This window comes from Vibrio sp. TAP-3B (assembly GCF_057784735.1).
This window is the reverse complement of the sequence record NZ_CM173496.1, coordinates 1,135,597-1,154,656: the sequence shown is the minus strand read 5'-3', so window position 1 is coordinate 1,154,656 and position 19,060 is coordinate 1,135,597. Positions and strand designations below refer to the sequence as shown.

Annotated in this window: 17 protein-coding genes, 1 tRNA gene and 5 pseudogenes; 11 read left to right on the top strand and 12 right to left on the bottom strand. The window is 43.1% G+C overall.

The window, feature by feature from the left end; genetic code table 11:
- Nucleotides 1-134 precede the first annotated feature (134 nt).
- Complete coding sequence (locus AC3D28_RS19675) at nt 135-1,682, bottom strand: glutamate synthase-related protein (protein ID WP_488536426.1); 1,548 nt, start codon at nt 1,680-1,682, stop codon at nt 135-137.
- A gap of 144 nt (nt 1,683-1,826) precedes the next feature.
- On the opposite strand from AC3D28_RS19675, the gene AC3D28_RS19670 reads away from it, so the two are divergent.
- Complete coding sequence (locus AC3D28_RS19670) at nt 1,827-2,306, top strand: aminoacyl-tRNA deacylase (protein WP_098413884.1); 480 nt, start codon at nt 1,827-1,829, stop codon at nt 2,304-2,306.
- Between the two features lie 80 nt (nt 2,307-2,386).
- On the opposite strand, the gene AC3D28_RS19665 is transcribed toward AC3D28_RS19670, so the two are convergent.
- Both AC3D28_RS19665 and AC3D28_RS19660 read right to left on the bottom strand, forming a co-directional pair.
- Complete coding sequence (locus tag AC3D28_RS19665; RefSeq protein ID WP_488536425.1) at nt 2,387-3,064, bottom strand: response regulator; 678 nt, start codon at nt 3,062-3,064, stop codon at nt 2,387-2,389.
- Nucleotides 3,061-4,635 carry an ATP-binding protein gene (locus tag AC3D28_RS19660; protein WP_488536424.1) on the bottom strand — a complete coding sequence of 525 codons (1,575 nt, stop codon included), beginning with the start codon at nt 4,633-4,635 and terminating at the stop codon, nt 3,061-3,063. The genes AC3D28_RS19665 and AC3D28_RS19660 overlap by 4 nt, the downstream gene beginning before the upstream one ends.
- 272 nt (nt 4,636-4,907) lie before the next feature.
- Between AC3D28_RS19660 and AC3D28_RS19655 the strand changes: the two genes are divergently transcribed.
- The gene (locus tag AC3D28_RS19655; RefSeq protein ID WP_488536423.1) at nt 4,908-6,311 is read left to right on the top strand and encodes a DASS family sodium-coupled anion symporter; all 1,404 of its coding nucleotides are present in this window, start codon (nt 4,908-4,910) and stop codon (nt 6,309-6,311) included.
- 68 nt (nt 6,312-6,379) lie between these two features.
- Here the strand turns inward: AC3D28_RS19655 and AC3D28_RS19650 are convergent, their stop codons facing one another.
- Nucleotides 6,380-7,792 (bottom strand): coniferyl aldehyde dehydrogenase, encoded by a 1,413-nt coding sequence (locus AC3D28_RS19650; RefSeq protein WP_488536422.1) that lies wholly within the window; start codon nt 7,790-7,792, stop codon nt 6,380-6,382.
- Between the two features lie 130 nt (nt 7,793-7,922).
- Entirely contained in the window at nt 7,923-8,471 is a 549-nt protein-coding gene (locus AC3D28_RS19645) for a GNAT family N-acetyltransferase (protein ID WP_488536421.1), read from the bottom strand.
- A gap of 169 nt (nt 8,472-8,640) precedes the next feature.
- Between AC3D28_RS19645 and AC3D28_RS19640 the strand changes: the two genes are divergently transcribed.
- Complete coding sequence (locus AC3D28_RS19640) at nt 8,641-9,546, top strand: DMT family transporter (protein ID WP_488536420.1); 906 nt, start codon at nt 8,641-8,643, stop codon at nt 9,544-9,546.
- A gap of 69 nt (nt 9,547-9,615) precedes the next feature.
- Here the strand turns inward: AC3D28_RS19640 and AC3D28_RS19635 are convergent, their stop codons facing one another.
- The 3 genes and pseudogenes from AC3D28_RS19635 to AC3D28_RS19625 all read right to left on the bottom strand — a co-directional run bounded on the left by AC3D28_RS19635 (nt 9,616) and on the right by AC3D28_RS19625 (nt 11,131).
- A complete protein-coding gene (locus AC3D28_RS19635) occupies nt 9,616-9,930 on the bottom strand; it encodes a DMT family transporter (RefSeq protein WP_488536419.1) in 315 nt (104 codons plus the stop codon).
- A 288-nt stretch (nt 9,931-10,218) separates the two neighbouring features.
- Nucleotides 10,219-10,751 (bottom strand): annotated as a pseudogene (locus AC3D28_RS19630) (DNA mismatch repair protein).
- On the bottom strand, nt 10,745-11,131 hold the full coding sequence (locus AC3D28_RS19625) for an MAPEG family protein (RefSeq protein ID WP_098413877.1): 387 nt from the start codon (nt 11,129-11,131) through the stop codon (nt 10,745-10,747). Before AC3D28_RS19625 ends, AC3D28_RS19630 begins: the two are co-directional and overlap by 7 nt.
- 488 nt (nt 11,132-11,619) lie before the next feature.
- On the opposite strand from AC3D28_RS19625, the gene AC3D28_RS19620 reads away from it, so the two are divergent.
- The 3 genes from AC3D28_RS19620 to AC3D28_RS19610 all read left to right on the top strand — a co-directional run bounded on the left by AC3D28_RS19620 (nt 11,620) and on the right by AC3D28_RS19610 (nt 13,426).
- The gene (locus tag AC3D28_RS19620) at nt 11,620-12,261 is read left to right on the top strand and encodes a murein L,D-transpeptidase catalytic domain family protein (RefSeq protein WP_488536418.1); all 642 of its coding nucleotides are present in this window, start codon (nt 11,620-11,622) and stop codon (nt 12,259-12,261) included.
- Between the two features lie 267 nt (nt 12,262-12,528).
- A complete protein-coding gene (locus AC3D28_RS19615) occupies nt 12,529-13,083 on the top strand; it encodes a hypothetical protein (protein WP_257145707.1) in 555 nt (184 codons plus the stop codon).
- A gap of 19 nt (nt 13,084-13,102) precedes the next feature.
- Nucleotides 13,103-13,426 (top strand): hypothetical protein, encoded by a 324-nt coding sequence (locus AC3D28_RS19610; RefSeq protein WP_488536417.1) that lies wholly within the window; start codon nt 13,103-13,105, stop codon nt 13,424-13,426.
- A gap of 257 nt (nt 13,427-13,683) precedes the next feature.
- Here the strand turns inward: AC3D28_RS19610 and AC3D28_RS19605 are convergent.
- Nucleotides 13,684-13,795 (bottom strand): annotated as a pseudogene (locus AC3D28_RS19605) (DUF4136 domain-containing protein); the annotation flags it as partial.
- A 253-nt stretch (nt 13,796-14,048) separates the two neighbouring features.
- Here AC3D28_RS19605 and AC3D28_RS19600 point away from each other — a divergent pair.
- Nucleotides 14,049-14,123, top strand: a tRNA-Gly gene (locus tag AC3D28_RS19600).
- A 237-nt stretch (nt 14,124-14,360) separates the two neighbouring features.
- Here AC3D28_RS19600 and AC3D28_RS19595 read toward each other — a convergent pair.
- Entirely contained in the window at nt 14,361-14,585 is a 225-nt protein-coding gene (locus AC3D28_RS19595) for a helix-turn-helix domain-containing protein (protein ID WP_488536416.1), read from the bottom strand.
- A gap of 176 nt (nt 14,586-14,761) precedes the next feature.
- On the opposite strand from AC3D28_RS19595, the gene AC3D28_RS19590 reads away from it, so the two are divergent.
- Together AC3D28_RS19590 and AC3D28_RS19585 are read left to right on the top strand one after the other, a co-directional pair.
- Entirely contained in the window at nt 14,762-14,974 is a 213-nt protein-coding gene (locus tag AC3D28_RS19590) for a hypothetical protein (RefSeq protein WP_488536415.1), read from the top strand.
- A 114-nt stretch (nt 14,975-15,088) separates the two neighbouring features.
- Nucleotides 15,089-15,276, top strand: a pseudogene (locus tag AC3D28_RS19585) (integrase core domain-containing protein); the annotation flags it as partial.
- Nucleotides 15,277-15,334: 58 nt separating this feature from the next.
- Here AC3D28_RS19585 and corA read toward each other — a convergent pair.
- Complete coding sequence (corA, locus tag AC3D28_RS19580; RefSeq protein WP_488536414.1) at nt 15,335-16,291, bottom strand: magnesium/cobalt transporter CorA; 957 nt, start codon at nt 16,289-16,291, stop codon at nt 15,335-15,337.
- A gap of 116 nt (nt 16,292-16,407) precedes the next feature.
- Nucleotides 16,408-16,527 (bottom strand): annotated as a pseudogene (locus AC3D28_RS19575) (IS3 family transposase); the annotation flags it as partial.
- On the opposite strand from AC3D28_RS19575, the pseudogene AC3D28_RS19570 reads away from it, so the two are divergent.
- Together AC3D28_RS19570 and AC3D28_RS19565 are read left to right on the top strand one after the other, a co-directional pair.
- Nucleotides 16,525-16,707, top strand: a pseudogene (locus AC3D28_RS19570) (IS110 family transposase); the annotation flags it as partial. The pseudogenes AC3D28_RS19575 and AC3D28_RS19570 overlap by 3 nt on opposite strands.
- Nucleotides 16,708-17,495: 788 nt before the next feature.
- The gene (locus AC3D28_RS19565; RefSeq protein ID WP_488536413.1) at nt 17,496-18,932 is read left to right on the top strand and encodes a helix-turn-helix domain-containing protein; all 1,437 of its coding nucleotides are present in this window, start codon (nt 17,496-17,498) and stop codon (nt 18,930-18,932) included.
- Nucleotides 18,933-19,060: the final 128 nt, after the last annotated feature.

Sequence of the window (19,060 nt, the reverse complement as noted above, 5' to 3'; positions counted from 1 at the left end):
AATCGAATATCCACCTCAACCAGCGTAGTTCAAACACACAGCTTTGAGTTAACGCCAAGTCAAATTTTTTATATCTCACAAAATAAATATTGCTTATCAAACATGGACCTATATTCAGTGGATAGACAGAAAGATTAATGTGAATCTAAACCTGAATACGGAATCCCAGCCAGTCGCGCCATATCGTGATCCCAAGTAGCTAAATCATGAATAGTAAATTCGCTCAAAGAGTGATGACCACACGCTCTCGCCATGACTTGCATGAGCTCTACGGACGATTCAAAAAAGTTTTTTAACTGAAGGGAAGATTTATCGATATCAAGCCGCTGTCTTAAATCGGCTTTTTGGGTCGCGATGCCCGCCGGACAATTATTGGTATTACAGATCCGCGCCGCGACACAACCGATGGACTGCATAGCACTATTAGCAATGGCTACGCCATCCGCGCCAAGCGCCAGCGCTTTGACAAAATCCATCGGCACACGTAAGCCTCCGGTGACAATTAACGTGACGTTGTCACTCATGCCTTTTTGATCAAGGTATCTTCTCGCGCGTGCCAACGCGGGAATGGTTGGTACACTAATATGGTCACGAAACATTGCAGGCGCAGCGCCCGTACCGCCACCACGACCATCGAGAATAATGTAGTCCGCACTTGCATCCAGTGCGAATTGGATGTCCTGCTCAATATGGTTGGCACTGAGCTTAAAGCCGATAGGGATGCCTCCTGTGATCTCACGCACCCTATTTGCAAACTCTCTAAAGTCATGGGCAGTGTGAAGATCATCAAATGTCGGCGGAGAAATCGCGGGATCACCTTCAGGAATCCCTCTCACCTTAGAAATTTTACCAACGTTTTTGCTTGCTGGAAGGTGACCTCCCGTTCCGGTTTTTGCCCCTTGACCACCTTTGAAATGAAAAGCTTGCACGTTTAAAAGTTTCGCTTCGTCGTAGCCAAATTTCGCACTGGCCAGCTCATAAAAGTATCGTGAATTCGCCGCTTGTTCTTCCGGAAGCATACCGCCTTCGCCTGAACAAATCCCTGTTCCTGCCAGCTCCGCACCTTTGGCTAACGCGAGTTTAGCTTCTTCAGAAAGCGCGCCAAAACTCATGTCTGATACGAACAGAGGAATATCCAGTATCAGCGGCTTACGCGCATGAGGACCTATAATCAGCTCCGTCGCGACAGGCACATCTTCCATTAGTGGCTGTGTTGCCATCTGAGCCACCATAATCTGTATCGCGTCCCAATGCGGTAATAGATGTCTCGGCACACCCATTGCTGTCATAGGGCCGTGATGGCCCAGCGTTGATAATCCTTCTCGTGCTAACTGATGAATAAACGCAAGCGTGGGCTCTTCTTGGGTTGAAGACGCAATGGCAGATTTCTCACTTTTGTCTCGTTTTTTTTGCTCAGGCGCTTCCTGTCCGACTTGTTCGGCGGAAAACCGTTTATGCGTACCATCACAAAATGGCGCGTTGGCGGTATGTTTGCACTGACACAGATAGGCTTCTTCATCTTTTTCTGCGACAAAGCTCATTGGCTTGAGCCCTGTTCCAGCATGAGACCCATCACAATATGGTTGTTTTTTTGAACGTCCACAGCGGCAAAAGTAATACTCTTGTCCTTCGGTAAGGTCTACTCTAACCGGTTTGTTGTCCGCGATTATCGGCTTGCTCATATTGTCCCCAGATTATTGTTTATTATTCTGCTTCCAATAAGGGTAGAACAGGAGCCAAAATGCGTCAGTGAAACCCAAGTAAAACACACCATTGTGCGCGTTCTCTCCTATACTCTTTATAGGTCTCATACACGTGGAGGCTTTATGACGATTGCAACCCGACTCGATCAATATCTGACTGAACACAATATTCACTTTCAAACAGTGAATCACAGCCACAGTCATAGCTCGCTACAAAGTGGCGTCGCTGCAGGTGTGCCTTTAATGAATTTAGCAAAGGGCGTAATTCTTGAAGATCATGAAGGTCACCATATGATGGCGGTCTTACCTGCTAACAACAAAGTAAGTCTGTCGAGATTAAACGATGAGTTCAACGCCACTTTCCATCTGGTTAAAGAGAGAATGGTTTATCACCTCTTTACCGACTGTGAGAACGGCGCGATCCCACCCATTGGTAGCCCTTACCACATGTCGACAGTCTGTGATGAAAGGCTGGCCAATTTAGATCATGTTTATCTTGAAGCGGGTGACCACGAAACCCTGATCAAGCTCGATAAAGAGGCATTTAAACAACTGATGGGTAACTGTAAATATTTAAGATTCAGCAGCGAGGTTCTTCACTAAAGTTCTTCCCTAATACCTGTCGACGTTCAAAGACAAGGCTCTTTCAATGGAGCCTTTCTTTGGTGAATAACCCAAGATATCTAACTTCCTGACATCCGTTTATTACGGTAAACCCGCGTGGGGCGCCCTACTTTTCCATGTTCTAAAAATGCCACCAGGTCGCCCTGTTCAACCGCCTTATCCAAATAACGACGCGCGGTACTTTTACTGATCGCTAAACTCTCTGACACATTGGCCGCAGTATGCTCAACGTGAACATGGGTGAAAAGATCAACCACCTGACAAAACATAAATGGGTCTAAACCAGTTAAATCGACCTGCGCTGATTTGCCGAGATGAAATAAATCATCGAGCTGAGATTGTCGAAAATTTTCTTGATTGCGTATGTGGCTTTTTACCTTAGCAAAGCGCTGCAAGCATTCTGTTAACCTTGAATAGTCGACCGGCTTCACTAAGTAATCAAACGCCCCGAAGCGATGCGCTTTTTGAACTGTTGTAGCATCATTCGCCGCCGTCACCAAAATACATTCTGGTTTCTGGTTGCTTTCTAGCCATTGATAAACCAACTCTACACCTTGCCCATCCGGTAGATAATTATCGACAATAACCAAATCAGGTTGAATATGCGTCACTAACTGCTGAGCAATATGAATACTGCCAGCAATGCCAACCACTTGATATTGCTCCACTTGCTCGATGAAATGATGGTGAAGCTCCGCGATATTGGGATCATCTTCCACTATAACAACTTTTATCATGCTAACTCCTTGGGAAAATACACCGTGAACGCTGTTTCTGTCTCATCGCTGTCAAGTTCCATATGACCTTGACCCTGCTCAACAATAGATCGGACAAGATACATACCAACACCGTGTTCCATCTTGTTTGGTTTGGTGGTAAAACCCAATTCACACAATGCGTCAAATTCGCTTTCTATCACTGGCCCGTTATTCAAAACCTGAATGGTATATTCACTGATTGACTCCGAAATACGAATACTCACGAACCCGTTCTCTCGCCCTTTTACTGCTTCTAATGCGTTTTGCGCTAAATTGCCAATAAGCCCACACAACTGATCTTCCGACAAGCTGCGAGCTAAGGCACTTAAATCACTTTGGCAATCAATACTCAAAGCCACGCCAAGTTCATTGGCTTTGCTCGCCTTTGCTAAAATTAATGCTGACAACGCTGGACGCGTATGGAGGGTATTTAACGAATCAAATTGAGATTGACTGGCTTTCGCTTGGGATAAACAGACGGCCAATGCTTTATCGTAAGCCCCCATTTGTAACAATCCTGAGATAGTCGAGAGTTTATTTTGGTATTCATGCCGAGTAACACGCATGTTATCCATGTATTGCGTCACTTGACCGATTTTTTCTAGAAGAACGTACACCTCATTTTGGTCTCGCAAGCTAAACACCGCGCCATAAGGCTCCCCTACTGAGGTTCGCAAAGTGACCCGATTCACCACCAAGCTTTTGCCATTAACACGGATCAGACTGTTAATGTAATCATCACCATCAAGCGCAAAACTCGTTGGGTTATCAATGCCATCAGTGAATATCTCCCCCAACGCTTGCTTGTAGTCCAGCATGGTACGTGCCGAGTCGTTAATCAGATACAAATAACCAGCTGAATTAACCGCGACTAGCCCTTCGTATGTCGCTTGCAGCACGCCCCGATGTGTTTTTAATGCCTGCTTAAGCTGCCAAGGTTCCAGCTCTTGCATTTGCTTTCGAACATAACGGGAAAACTTCCAAGAAAGCCAGATACAGATAACGACCGCAATCATTCCGAACAACACCAACGGAACCAGATGCTCGCTTGTCCATAGATCCAATGTATCAATCAAATAGCCGACTTTAATCATACCGATCACATCGCCATCGTTCGAGAAAATCGGCGATATGTAGCGAACAGAAGGGCCTAATGAACCAACGCTGTAAGAAAGGTACGACTCGCCGCTGTCCAACGCTCTTTCAATATCACCACCAACAACAGGAAGGCCTACTCTCTCTGCCACTGGGTGGGCAAGCCGGATACCCGCCCGATCACTGACAGTGATGAAGTCCGCGTCACTGACCGCTTGAACCGCATTAATGATGTCAGACACCTTGTTAGCACTGCCAGATTGAACCGCCGTGACAAGACTCGATAATTGCGATAGCTGTTGTGACTGCACTTGTGCACGCAGACTGATTTGATGAGTGAGAATGTCATCCAATTGATGGGCGCTGTAACTCCACCAGCTCACCATTCCGAGCAACATCACGCCACTGAGTAAAACGGCCAATTGTTTAGTAAAAGAAAAAGAGGTAAACGGCACGATAGAACTCCAAGAGATTGCTTGGCCCAAGCTTACCGCAATTCCCACTTCGACTTGGTGGTTCTCACACGATTTTTGACACCGATCTCAGTGGTGATTTTTATGAGTTTTATTAATTTAATGCGTTTTTTCTTAATTGTTTTTCAAACGGACTTTGCCATGACATGCAAGATGATAAAGAACACAAGCATGACGATGATGAAATTGATTTATCTCAGTTTTTTGCCATTTCCAAACTCTATGATGATGAAAAATAACTTGGAGATGGATGTATGAATAGTTCTCAAATGAAAATGCTCCTATTGGTTGCGATAGGCTGTATCTTATGGTTTCTCCCAGCCCCGGAAGGGCTCACCGATCAGGCATGGCAAATGATGGCGATTTTCGTCACCACGGTATTGAGTTTGATCCTCGCCCCACTGCCACTTGGTGCCATGGCGTTAATGGGATTGACGCTGGCCACATTACTTGGCGTGCTGCCGATAAAAACCGCCCTCACCGGTTTTGCTCACCCTACTATTTGGATGATTGCCGCCGCATTTTTTATCTCTCGCGGTTTTATCACCACCGGCTTCGGGCGACGCGTCGGTTACTGGTTTATCGCCAAGCTTGGGCACAATTCATTAGGCCTTGCCTACGGTTTAGTGTTAACTGACTTGCTCTTTGCACCGGCCACGCCAAGTACAACAGCGCGTTGTGGCGGCATTATCTCGCCACTCTTCCGCTCTGTTGCCAGCGCTTATGACTCCGATCCAGAAAAAGGAACCGAAAACCGAATTGGCGCATTTTTGGTGCAATGTATCTTCCAATGCAACGCGATCACTTGTGCCATGTTCCTCACTTCCATGGCAGGTAACCCACTCGCGGCAAATTTTGCTAAAGAACAAGGTGTTGAAATTACCTGGGCTGGTTGGGCTGCGGCCGCTGTTGTTCCAGGATTATTATGTTTGTTCCTCATTCCATTAGTGATGTACGCAGTATTTCCACCGGAGCTTAAGAAAACGCCAGAGATGCGCGAAATTGCACGTCAGAAACTGGTGGATATGGGCAGAATGACTCGCGATGAATTGATGGTTTGCATCACCTTTATCGGTATGGTGTCTCTTTGGGTTCTTGGCCCAACATTGGGGATTCACTCAACCGTTACCGCGTTACTTGGGCTCGTTTTTTTACTATTGACACGCACCATCACATGGGATGCGGTTCTGGGTGAAAAAGAAGCCTGGCACACCATTACTTGGTTCGCCGTATTGGTAATGATGGCGGCACAACTGAATAAACTCGGTTTTATTGGTTGGTTTAGTCAATCAATAGGAGAATCACTTTCCGGTTTTGGCTGGGTGACAACCGTCGTCGTACTGCTGCTCGTTTACTATTACAGTCATTACTTGATGGCAAGTGCGATGGCGCATATCAGTGCGATGTATTCGGCATTTTTAGCCATCGCGATCTCTGCTGGTGCCCCTCCAATGCTCGCCGCTATCGTACTCGGTATATTCAGTAACCTGTATATGTCGACAACGCACTATTCGTCGGGGCCTGCGCCTATCTTATTTGGTACTGGCTTCCTTACGTTACAAAACTGGTGGAAGATCGGCTTTATCTTCTCACTTATCGTCATTCCAATCTTTATCTTCGTCGGTGGCGCTTGGTGGAAGTTCCTCGGCCTTTGGTAAGGTAAGCATCGCAACGTAAATATACAAAAACCGCCGGATTCGGCGGTTTTAGTCTATCCAATATAATATTATCGAAGAAATAGCTTCTGGATCGTTTTAATTGCCATTGCGCGGCGTCGCATTAACATCCCTGTTCTTGGTAGCCATTTAGGCGTGTGGAGCACGGTTTTGGCATGACTAAAGGTTCTAAAGCCTTCCACACCATGGTAGTGACCAATACCTGATTCACCAATACCACCAAAAGGCGCATCCTCGGCCCCAACGTGTAATACGGTGTCATTAATCCCGACGCCACCACTGTGCGTATTGCGAACGATATATTTGATGGTCGACTCGTTGTCTGACATGACATACAGCGCCAATGGGCGCTGATGTTGATTAATGTATTCAATGGCCTCACCAACCTTTGAGTAAGGCTTAATTGGCAACAGTGGCCCGAAGATTTCTTCTTCCATTATCCGCATTGTTGGCGAAGTATCTGTGACTAAATGCGGATACAAACAACGTTCTGCCTCAGGAGAGGATGCAACCGTATGAACCTTCGCCCCTTGCGCTTTGGCATCTTCAATCAAAGAGGTTAGGCGATCATATTGTTTTTGGTTGATGATATGCGTGAGCTTTTGATCCTTATTCGATTTCAAATAAAGCTTTTCAAAACGTTTTAGAAACTGCGTAATAAACTCTTCCATTCGTTCTTCAGGCACAAAAGCGTAATCTGGCGCAACACATATTTGGCCCGCGTTGGTGCATTTACCAAACAAAATAGCATCGACCGTTTTCTTCATGTCGGCATCTTCAGCGATAATAACCGGAGATTTGCCACCCAACTCAAGAGTTACCGGGGTTAGGTTTTCGGCTGCCGCTTTAGCGACCTCTCGTCCTACGTTGGTTGACCCTGTAAATAAAAGGTGATCAAATGGCAGCTTGCTAAACGCTTGTGCCACATCGGTTTCGCCTTCAATGACTTGAATATGCTCAGTAAAATCTCGACACATATGCACGATCACCTGATTGGTTTTCGGTGTGAACTCACTCAACTTCATCATCACACGGTTACCAGCTGCCAATGCAGTAACCACAGGAGCAAGACTTAGGATAATAGGAAAGTTCCAAGGAGAAATGATACCCACAACACCAAGTGGCTGATATTGAACCGAGACTTTGGAAGGCGCGAGTAATAAACCTGATTCGCGTTTACTCGGCTTACACCACTTTTTGAACCGTTTAAGAGTGTAATTAATGTGAGAAATGGTCGGCAATACATCGGTCATTGCAGTATCAAACTCTGAGCGGTAACCGAAATCTTCACTCAACGCTTCGACCAAAGCTTGCTTGTTATCAATCAGGGCTTGTTTCAGCAAAACGAGTCGCTGCTTACGCTCATCTAAACTCGGATAGGGATCAGACGCGTACGCCATTTTTAACTGGTTAAGACTGTGCTGTAAATAATGGTCGACTTCAACCTCTGCGATTGCGCTCATGGTACTTCTCCTAGCCTAGTTCTGAATTGATATGCCCCAAATTAACACGAGTGCAACAATGTTACTATTGTAGCGCTCGTGAAAGTAGAATTTGAACTCAGGAGCTCAAAGCGTGTTTTTATGACATCGATTATGTTAGAGAAAGCTCGTAAATACCAAGCCTTTGAGAACGATCCAGCATCTCAAAATCATGGTCGACGTATTCTTTCAACTGAGCTCCGGCTCGTTCTGCAATTTTGATACTCGCAACGTTTTCTTCCATACAATGGAACTGTATTGAATGTGCATGACCATTATCCTTAATAAGAGGGATTAGCACCTCAAGGATTTGATCGATCACCTTGTGCCCTCGCCCGTTTTCAGCTAACCAGTAGCCGATTTCATTGGCACGCGTATTTAAATTAACGCCTTTCACGCCTATCACTCCGCTAAAACACTCATCAAAATAGATCGCGCACCAGTACGAGTCTAACGCTTTGTTGTTAATTCGTTGAAAGATGTAGTCATTCGCTTCCCGCCTGTTGGTCACAGAATCAGTCCAAGGTAAATAACCCGTAAGGCTGTCGCGATATGTATTTACAACATCCAGCAATACAGCTGCATGTTTAATCGACAGTGGTTCAATCGATACTCTTTCAGAAACAGAAAAGCGTGCTTGTTGCTCCTTCCCGTGATACATAATGTCTCCCACTGTTTAAGCCCTATAGGGTATCTCAACTTATCCATATTCGTCACCAACTCGAATCTGACCACTCGATTTAGCAATAAGAAAACCAGTGCCTATTCACTTGGTCATTTGTTAGTTGAATATGCTAAAGTGCGAGCTAACGCAAAAAGTGAGCAGAAAAATGTCGAATTCATTCAACGCGATGGTTCCCATTGGCGTGCGCTTTATGGTGCTTTCAGCCTTTGGCTTCGCACTCATGTCCGCAACAGTCAAGTACGTAAGCCTACACGGTATTCCGGTTTTTGAAATCGTTGCCGCGAGGGCGCTTGTCTCGCTCGTGATCAGCTTCTTAGATGTGAAACGAAAACGGATTTCCGTTTGGGGTAATAACAAACCATTGCTGCTTGCCCGCGGCGCTGTCGGAACAATGGCATTAATGTGCGTGTATTATTCTGTGACGACATTACCTTTGGCAGAGGCGACGATCTTTCAATACATCCATCCGGTATTTACCGCTTTATTGGCTGTTTTTTTTCTCAAAGAGCGCATTCAGCCGTCGACCTTTACCTGTATCGTTTTGTGCTTAATTGGTGTTTATGTAATGGTAAAACCTGAAGCAGGAGCTCAAACAGAATACGTATTACCCATGTTTAGTGTCATGATCGCAATTTTAGGCGCATTCGGCAGCTCTATCGCTTACGTGATTGTGAGAAAATTGAGCCAAACCGAAGACAGTTCGGTGATCATTTTCTATTTTCCATTGGTTGCTCTGCCTGTCTCTATTGCATTAATTGGTGACGATTTTGTCCTTCCCGATCTCTACCTTACTTTCATGCTCGTGCTGGTTGGAGTATTTACTCAAATCGGTCAGTTAGGATTAACCAAAGCGATGCAAACTCAGGAAGCGGGTAAAGCATCCGCTTCCTCTTATATTCAAATTGTATTTTCGGTTCTGATTGGCATTGTTTTCTTCGGTGAACTACCCGCAATATGGACCTACATTGGTGGAGCCTTGATTGTGGCGGGCGCACTGATCAACGTATTTGGTCAGCATATGAGAGTACCGTTCGTAAAACGCAGAGCGTAGCCACTCGTACTGTTAAAACAGAAAAACCAGAACCTATTCTGGCTTTTCCTTCTAGTATTTAAGCAGACATTAAGCCGACAATTTTAGGCCCGCGATGCCAGCCACAATCAATAACAAGCTTAGTAGTTTAATAAGCGTTGCAGGCTCATTAAACATATAAATACTAACGATTGCCGTACCGATCGCGCCAATACCCACCCAGACTCCATAAGCGACCCCCAGCGGTAACGTCCTTAGCGCGATTCCCAGTAACCAAAAGCTCAAAATCATAAAAGTGACAGTAAAGCTAGACGCGGCAAGTTTAGTAAAACCTTGTGAATATTTAAGGCCTACAGCCCATGCGATTTCACATAAGCCAGCGATAAAGAGTATTACCCAAGCCATTTTATATTTCCCAACGAGATTGGGGTCGTCCCCGACAAAAGTAGAGCGGTGAGGTCGTCCTCACTTCTTAGTGGCCCTGTAGTATAATCAAAAAAATCGCGAGTTAAAAATAAGCTACTGAAAACTCAGAGTCTTAAAAAGCAGAACACGAGTTACGCCGTAACTTAAGCGTAAGGTTTACAGCTTCATCTGTAAATCCGTTACATAACTCGTGGCAACACCCAAATCGTTATAGGAATCGCATGCCATAGCTAGAAATTGCCAATATACTTTTTCATTTCATATACTCTATGACTTTCTCGCTAAATCTCTTGCAAGAATTAATGCGAGTCCGAACACTTGCAAAAACAGTCCAATATTCTTATACCAAACGATTTTCTCATCCTGTCGGGCCATTATTTCGTTGATCTCAATATTATTAATGTAATGCTCATCAATACGATCTCGATAATTGGATTGAGCTTGATTTATCTTAGACATTAACTCTGGAAGTCTTTTTATTTCTATCTCACCAATATCATTATTTACCCATATTGATAAGTGCCCTTGCAACACTGCTCTAATTCTTTAGAAACGGCTCCATTTTGGCTTAAATGCAAATGCAGCAATAAGGCTTCTCTTTTCCGTTCCAATGTTTCCACACTGTTCCACGCAAGTTGAATGGAATACAAATTATCGGATTCCTGCTCTGCTAGCAGCGTATGTTGTTTACTTAATCTATCGAGAATTAGGCTGGTCACGATAATGGCTCCGATATTCAGCACTAAGCCAATAAGAACGAGAACCCAAGGTGGCGGAAAATAACGAAGCAGCTTTACCATAACTTACCATAAGGGAGGTAGATCATATTTAATGCAACCAGCGAAAGAATCACTAAAAAAGTCACCTGCATTCCTCTGATTCGCCTCTTCAAATCTTCTTTTAAGATCCCGCGCGCATGGATAACTCGACCAATGATAAAGATGATGCCAGTCAGATGTATCCAGGTTGGGTAAGCACTATTGAGTTCTAGGAGCACCATCAAAATGAGAGTAATAGGAATATATTCTGTGGCATTACTTTGTGCACTGCGCACAATTTGAAGCGCCTCTACCCCTCCGTCTGCATAAGCAACTTGATTTAAGCGACGCTGTTTAATGACCTGAACGGCTAGCCAAATCATCAGTAATGCAAGAATACTGGCGTATAGTGCAGTGATCATACTTAATCCTTTTTAGTCTTGTTATACCCCCAAACGGAGCGAGGGCTAAATTGAACCACATACCATGAGTATAACTGTAGCATCATGACAATGCGTAAGTTACTTCAAATTATTACGTGCCATAATCTCTTTATTTATCAGACAAATAATTAAATATCTATGGCCTAGATAGCTGACTAAGACGACAAATACAACATTGCTTTATAAATCTATAAAGTCACAAATATTGTTAAACACAGTTTTATTAATTACTCAAATCGGATAGTATTTACGCTTACATTTGCCGAAAACAACAACGAACTTTATATTATTAAACACTTTCAATAAGTTAGTTAATAAGGTCAAAACCTAACCCCTAACCTAATATTAAGTGCAAAATGCAGATTAAGAAACATTGAGAATAGAGTTATATTGATGTGCATGTTGTTTTAATGAACACATGAATCTACCGATAAGTTTGTAACACCATAGAGTTTTATTTAGCCAAAATGAAAAAAAATTTTTTACTGTTTATATGGACACTATTGTCTGTCTCCCCTTTGGCCTTCGCCAAACAGTCGGGTAACCAAATTGAGAGTCATGGAACTCAAAAACAAATCGACCAAACTTTTAAAGAAGCAAACCTTGAAGGTGTAATTGACTTCACGCTATTTAATGATGCTTACACCGCCTATTTAAAAACGCCTGATAAAAAGAAACCAATACTCACCATCATTGACTACAGTAAACCATCGACTGAAAAGCGATTCTATGTTTTTGATTTAGATAAAAAGAAACTGATCTACAACACTTATGTATCACACGGTGTGAATAGTGGAAAACAGACTGCGACTCAGTTTTCAAATATCGTAAACTCGCGAAAAACGTCGCTAGGTACATTTTTGACCGACACGACTTATTACGGTTCTAACGGTTACTCACTCCGTTTAGACGGTCTGAGTTCTGGTCTCAACGACAAAGCTCGAGAACGATATATTGTGGTTCATGGTGCCGATTACGCGAACCCTTCTTTTATCAAAAAGAATGGTTACTTAGGACGTAGTTGGGGATGTCCAGCTTTACCAGAGAAGTTATCTCGTGAGATCATTGATACCATTAAAGGTGGCAGTGTCATTTACGCTAGTGCGTAAGTGACCGAGGGGGAACCCTTCCCTCGCAATCGACCATCACTTGTCTCTCATAGCGCACGACTTTATGCTGAAACGTCTGTTTACGTTAAAAACATAAGCAAAATTATCAAGTGTTGGTCAAATTATCAGATAACCCTGTTCATCCTCCTTCCATCTCGTTAGTATACGCGGGGTTGGGCAAACGACAGTTTTGCTTGTTTTTATAGTCTCGCTAATGTTGTGCGATCATAGTGACCAACTATGATTTGATGTGGTTAGGGTTGCTTCTTGCGTTATCGACTTCGTACATTGCTGGTTCTTTCTCTGTTACTGTTTTCTGGATGCATACTTGCCTCATACACGCATGAAGATGGCGCCAGAAAACACTATACGTCAGAGCGTTTACTTAAACTGACACCACAAGACTTGGAACTAGCATTATCAGACATTCACTCATTTGCCTACCCAAGCTCTTGGGGCTCTGATAGTTACTACCTTCATATTAAACGTGACTTACTGGCACTGGTTTCTTGCCGCCGCACGTCTGCGAGTGATGGCGTATTATCGTCAAGTTTCAAACCAAACTACTTCTTACTCGTTGCCTTCCTACCGCCTCCGTTACTTGCGCTAGCGTGGCAAACGCCGCCTTTACCGCTGAATGGTTACGAGAGTTTCAAAAGCCAACGTTCCCTCTATCGTCTTTCTGGGCGGAAAGAAGCGAACTTACTGTATGTCTTTACTCATGGTCGTGAACCTTCTTTATCGTTTAATTTTATAAAACCAAATGAAGAGAAGCACGGAAACGTGTCGATGAGAGGCATTGAAGCTCTCATGTTTACTTGAACCATCCGAGATCCATATTATGATAAGATTCGCTAAAACAGCCTTCCTAACAGTAGTAGTCGCAACATTTTCTACCGTCGTCCACGCAGAAAAAAAACCAGAACAGATGAGCAACGAAACACTATTGGAATGTGTGAATGTTTCGAATGCGCGCAATGCAGTTCCAGAACATCGAGCTATTTTTAAACACTATTTGATGTCTGAGAGAGAATACAGTTTTAACCAGTTATCGTCTGCTGAACTCGAGTTTAAAGCAACCGATCACGACGAGTCCGAAGTTGAGCAAACTTACAAAAAGCAATGCCAAGCGGTTGGTGAATATTTATATCGTATTGGCTATTAAAGCGGTATTAACTACTTCGATACGGCCGTTAACAAAAAATCAAAAGGCGCATCGACAGCGCCTTTCTTTTTAAATGCTCAGTATTGACTGACACCACACTAAACAAGCATAGAACCGTAACGGCGGTGTAATTAGCGGCGCTGTCATCAAAAAGCAGAACAAACCTAAAAAATAAGTACGGCGGTAAGCACCGTGGTTACCGAACCAAGAACAATACATTTCCCTGCGCGTAGTAATTTGCAACTAACCTCTAACCGTTATTTTTTTCCATACAGATAGTTTTCAAACATCTTCGCGATTTCTTCTTCGATTAGCATTTCTCTTTTCTCTTTTCTCAGGACTCATCGATTCTGAGAGCTTCCGAGTTGAGCATGGATAACACATGTTCAATATTAATGACATAAATACAGCGTGAGCACTTTAGATTAGTAGATTGAGCGTAATGATACTTCTAACCTAGGTGATAATCTCTCGAATATCAGTGCGCCTCGCCTTCCACAACAGAGCCAATCGCATACTTTACCATCAGATAGATAGTTTTTTGAGCAACCGACAAACAATTGATGAGAAAAGACTTTTATTTTTTATTTAATGTGGCATATTAGCTGAGTCCTTTCGATGCGCGGGCATCGTATAATGGCTATTACCTCAGCCTTCCAAGCTGATGATGCGGGTTCGATTCCCGCTGCCCGCTCCAAGTTTTATCTTCTGCTTTAATAATCCCAACTAACTGTAAATAAAGCACTTTATTATCTAATTCAGTGTATCTAAAGACTTCACATCCTAACGCAAACCAGCCTGGGAACCAAATAGGGACCATTTGGAGGCCACCTTTGATTCTTGCGACTTTTCCCCTCATTTTTCTGCTTATTCAAAATTCATAAGCTCAATATTAGTAAAACTAATACTCACAAGGTATCAAAGAGTTGTGACATTAACTTTGTTTATCTGTCTCTTCATCATCAATAACTTCAAGCAGATCGCCTACCTGGCAGCCAAGATATCGGCAAATCTTCTCTAATGTATCAAAATCTATTCGGTTGTTTGTTTCGTGATAAAGGCGGGTAACCGTATTTCGATTGATCCCTACTCCTCTCACTACGCAGAGATTTTTAGCCGCTTTGCCCCCCATTAAGGCTGAAAGGTGACATTTGATCATTTTGTTTACCTATTTACTGCTTTTGATTATACCGTAGGATCTGTCTATGGATTTAGTTCCGCTACAGGTCTTAAATGATCACAAACTGGCTCAAAATGCACCAAAAATACCTTACAAGAACCTCCAGTGGGGTAGTAATGACCCTCAACAGGCACATTAAATACCTAGGAGGCCTTATGAACTACACATACTTAACCACTGAAGAGCTATCTTCCGCTATCAAATATGATAAGAGAGTGATTCGCGAGCAGCTTAAAGACTCTGTTTTATTTGAAGGTATTCATTATATCCGTCCTTTTGGCGGACGAAAAATTCTCTTTATTTGGGAGAGAGTCGAAGAAGAAATGTTGAATGGTGCGACAACCAGTTCGTTTATTGTGGGAATCTAAGGAAGTCAAGATGTGGAGTGGCATAGTGAATTTGGTCACTTAGTTAGAGGTGATATCATCACCTCATAAGTTAACAGATGACACTATGACAAAACGTACAAGACGACTATTTAGCGCAGAGGAAATTGCTGGGATAATGCGCCAATGGAGCGCTTCTTTAGAAGTCTGAAGACGGAATGGGTGCCAACTGTGGGTTATCGTAGCTTCGCTGAGGCTCAACAAGAGATCAACCGCTACATTATCGATATTACTGCCAACTCAGGCCACATCAGTATAACGGTAGCCTAACGCCCAATGAATGAGAACGATTATATTGGGAAAACTCTAAAACCGTGGCCAATTTTAGTTAACCACTACACCTTATAGCCATCCTTTTCTTTTAAAATATATGTATGGAGCAAAACCTGATGCCAGCATTAGCCCTATAGCAATTGGATATCCCCATTTCCATGATAACTCAGGCATGAACTCAAAGTTCATCCCATATATACTAGCTATAACTGTTGGTGGAAGAAATACAACAGCCGCTATAGAGAAAATTTTGATAATTTGGTTTTGCTTTATATTGATAAATCCTTGCGTTGAATCCATCAAAAAGTTGATCTTATCGAATAAAAAAGTCGTGTGCGACATCAAAGCATCTATATCTCGGCTAATTTCACTTAACGTTTCTCTATGGTCACTTCTTGATTTTAAATGTCGCAGAAGGAATGAAATGTCTCTTTGAGAGTCCATAAGACATAATCTAATTTTCCCATTGCTGTCTTCTAACCTTGCAAGCCGGCTGATGCTGTCCTCTAAATCAACATCACTAGTCTCTAATACATCGTGGCTAACTTTCTCTAATTGACGGTGAATATCTTCCAACGTATCAGCGTGATTTTCGACTTTCTGTTCAAATAGAGTAACTAACAAACTATCAACGTTACTACACTTAATTTGGCCTCTTCTCGCTCGTAATCGAAGCAACCGGAAATCTGCAACATCTTCTTCTCTGATTGTTATCAACCTCTGGTTCTGCAATATACACGCTACCGTAACCGTATTATGTCGACCTTCTGCTGGGGATAAAAACAAGGAATGAACATGTATACCAACTGCGTCAATAAAGCACCTTGCAGATGTTTCAATTTCTTCTACTTCTTCTGAATCAGGCAGTTCAATTCGTAGTAATGAGCCGATTAGCTCTCTCTCTTCGTCACTAGGCTCATGAGCATCGATCCAGTCCGCCTGAGACACTAGTTCACTTAAATCTCGGTCAGAGTTCTCTCCAATTGTAGTGATAACACCATTTTGAATGTTAAAAAAACGTAACATAAGGTCATCCTTTTATGTTTACAAGATAGTAATGTAGCCTCTCGAAGCAAAACTATCAGAATCGCATCCGTCCGAACGATTTAGCTATCAAGTATAAGAGTTGAATAGCCACCGAGTCAGTAGACACTAGTTAGTCTTCTCTCATATTGCTTCTCATACTCTACAGGCGACAATTGATTATTGGAACCATGCCTGCGTTTTACGTTGTAGAACATCTCAATATATTCAAAGATATCCATGCAGCTAGATCAATATTAAAAAGAACAGAAACTGCTGAAAAGCATTTTGGGGAGTGGGTAGTAAATCTAAAACGCACAAAACCATTTAATGTGGTTGTTGTTGCTTTAGCTAATAAGCTCGCAAGAATAGCGTGGTCTGTTATGGTCACAAAGAAAGAATTCTCACTAAAAATTTAAACCAGATTTGCAATGATGATAAGTGATGACAAAACGCTTAGACCACCAGATTGAAACCTGTTGAGTGAACAAGCAAATTAAAATGCTTTGATAGTTATGAGGACAATCTGGGGCGGATCTCATCGTAGAGCGAAGTTGTGTAGTGACTTCATAAAGACTCTGAATACATTAGCGCAAATCAGCTCGTTATTATTTATTTACTTGCAAATGCGGGGGCGTACCATACATTCACTCTTATCGCGATGAACAGCGCTTCATGCAACTTCACGTCGCACGGACAAAACCTTGCCATAGATTCTACTAAATGAGAAACACCTTAATAACCACAAATATAGTGTCGCGTAGCTTGGAGTCCAGTATCAATTGTACAGATCAGTACGCGCTAATTGTCGTTCGATAACGCCGACCATTCGCACCTTTCCTGAATTTACTCATGAAAAGTTCAGCCAACAACGTAAGAAAGTACTGATAACATTCTGCTTGGAAGCTTAACTGGCAAACTTCACTGGGCGAACCTGAGAACATTCATCCCAATCGTTGTCTTCTAGCGTTGAGATAAGCTTAAGTACTTATCTTACACTCCTTGCGATAGCCAAATTTCTTTGGAACATAAACAAGCCTTCGATTATTTGACCTAAATACAGTTCGTATTGGCAACTGAATCTTCTTCACGAGAAGGTTCTAACCACCCCGAAAATAGCCGATGTGACAGGCTTTGAGCGCTCTCACTGAACAAATACATGGTTTAATCAATAATGCGTACTTTGCTCTGAGACCAAACCACTTTTATGCTACCTCAAGACAACATCATCACGCCCTTTCTATGCAAAAGACTTGGGCACAATCACCTAAGAATTTCTGGCGAATACTGGCACATTGAAAAGCTGATTGCCTTGCAATGTATGATGCTGCAAGAAGCACCGAATCTAGAAGAAGGGCTTCGATGGTGGAGCAAAAGCGTTTCGCTGTTCGACCGCAGCCTGTACATTGTTTTTGAGCAGAGAAATAACCAGATTCAGATGCAGCTAAAGTGCAGGACTGCTGAGATGCCGAGCTGGGCAGAATCGATTTATGATCTGTTGATGATGCAATTAGAACTTCTAAGGTTGAGTGATTCTGTTCACATTCAACTTCATAGCCATGACCCATACTCTGCTTATTTCGAACCAGAAGAAGAAATAAAATCAACGCCGGACTCAATAGTGTTCGATTTGGTAAAACATGTCTATTTGCTGCTTTCTCATCAACCAATTGAACAGCCAGAATTGTTGAGCGTGCTTAATGCTCTCTTCGTCAAAAACAGCAATTATGCGCTGAAATTAGAGCAAGCCGCGCTGCAACTGGGGGTATCCAAGCGCACCTTGCAACGTCGCCTGCAAGAAAAACAAATAAGCTATTCGCAATGCGTTGACTTCGCTAAGAGAAAGCACGCGCTTGCCCTACTTGCAGACACTCAACTCACGACGCAGCAAATCGCTTATCAGCTTGGTTATGAAGAGCCTTCCAACTTCCACCGAACCTTTCGCCGATGGTATCCATTTTCGCCAATGCAGTATCGCCAGCAATGTTTGGATAACAGCACTCATCTCAATAACCAACCCATCCGCTTGTACTATGCCAAAGCCAATACTCTAGCTGATAACGACATTGATCAGCCCGTCGGTAAAATCTGGATGGAAGTGGATAACATTGCGTTTGAAAAAGTGGTCTCAGTTGAGTGTCGAGATCGTGATGGCGCGTGGCGTCGCTACCCTGCCTTCTTCGAGCGCTTCTTAAACAATGGCACCGAACTATGGGCGACGACAGAGCTTCCTGTCGCTCATCCACTTACGTTTAGACTGTGTTATGAAGTCGATGGTGAACGCTACATTGATAACAACCACCAGCGTGATTACGTGGTTTCTAAAGGGCTTTTAATTGGCGCAACGGAATACATTGTCCCTACTAGACAACAGATCCAACTCGGCACTCAGTACACGTTGATTGTGGAACTCGCGTGTCGATTAAAAGACGTGGCGAAGATCGATTGCTATGTGGGTGACACGCAAACTCCACACACAATGAACCTGACTCAGAATGCAGAAGATTACACATGCTGGGCGCTGAAACTGCCCCTCACTCAAACGGCTAAACAGTGTCGATTCCGACTCTACGAGCATTTTGGTAATGAGTTAGCCAAAGAACATTATCCGATTCAATACCCAATTGTGCAACCACTCAGTTAAATATGTGGCACAGTTCAAATTCAGCACTTCGTGACATCATTTCACGTCTATTCTGGCGTTAAATGACACTCTAAATTTCAAACCTTTGCTTTATTGTTTCTGCATTTCTGCATAACGGAGACAAAAAC

Bases quoted from the DNA above. Each gene is read 5' to 3' on its own strand.
- AC3D28_RS19590 (WP_488536415.1), top strand. From the start codon at position 14,762: ATGAACTACACATACTTAACCACTGAAGAGCTATCTTCCGCTATCAAA.
- AC3D28_RS19610 (WP_488536417.1), top strand. From the start codon at position 13,103: ATGATAAGATTCGCTAAAACAGCCTTCCTAACAGTAGTAGTCGCAACA.
- AC3D28_RS19635 (WP_488536419.1), bottom strand. From the start codon at position 9,930: ATGGCTTGGGTAATACTCTTTATCGCTGGCTTATGTGAAATCGCATGG.
- AC3D28_RS19665 (WP_488536425.1), bottom strand. From the start codon at position 3,064: ATGATAAAAGTTGTTATAGTGGAAGATGATCCCAATATCGCGGAGCTT.
- AC3D28_RS19675 (WP_488536426.1), bottom strand. From the start codon at position 1,682: ATGAGCAAGCCGATAATCGCGGACAACAAACCGGTTAGAGTAGACCTT.
- AC3D28_RS19655 (WP_488536423.1), top strand. From the start codon at position 4,908: ATGAATAGTTCTCAAATGAAAATGCTCCTATTGGTTGCGATAGGCTGT.
- corA (WP_488536414.1), bottom strand. From the start codon at position 16,291: ATGTTACGTTTTTTTAACATTCAAAATGGTGTTATCACTACAATTGGA.
- AC3D28_RS19645 (WP_488536421.1), bottom strand. From the start codon at position 8,471: ATGTATCACGGGAAGGAGCAACAAGCACGCTTTTCTGTTTCTGAAAGA.
- AC3D28_RS19670 (WP_098413884.1), top strand. From the start codon at position 1,827: ATGACGATTGCAACCCGACTCGATCAATATCTGACTGAACACAATATT.
- AC3D28_RS19620 (WP_488536418.1), top strand. From the start codon at position 11,620: ATGAAAAAAAATTTTTTACTGTTTATATGGACACTATTGTCTGTCTCC.
- AC3D28_RS19595 (WP_488536416.1), bottom strand. From the start codon at position 14,585: ATGATCAAATGTCACCTTTCAGCCTTAATGGGGGGCAAAGCGGCTAAA.
- AC3D28_RS19650 (WP_488536422.1), bottom strand. From the start codon at position 7,792: ATGAGCGCAATCGCAGAGGTTGAAGTCGACCATTATTTACAGCACAGT.
- AC3D28_RS19625 (WP_098413877.1), bottom strand. From the start codon at position 11,131: ATGATCACTGCACTATACGCCAGTATTCTTGCATTACTGATGATTTGG.
- AC3D28_RS19640 (WP_488536420.1), top strand. From the start codon at position 8,641: ATGTCGAATTCATTCAACGCGATGGTTCCCATTGGCGTGCGCTTTATG.
- AC3D28_RS19565 (WP_488536413.1), top strand. From the start codon at position 17,496: ATGCTACCTCAAGACAACATCATCACGCCCTTTCTATGCAAAAGACTT.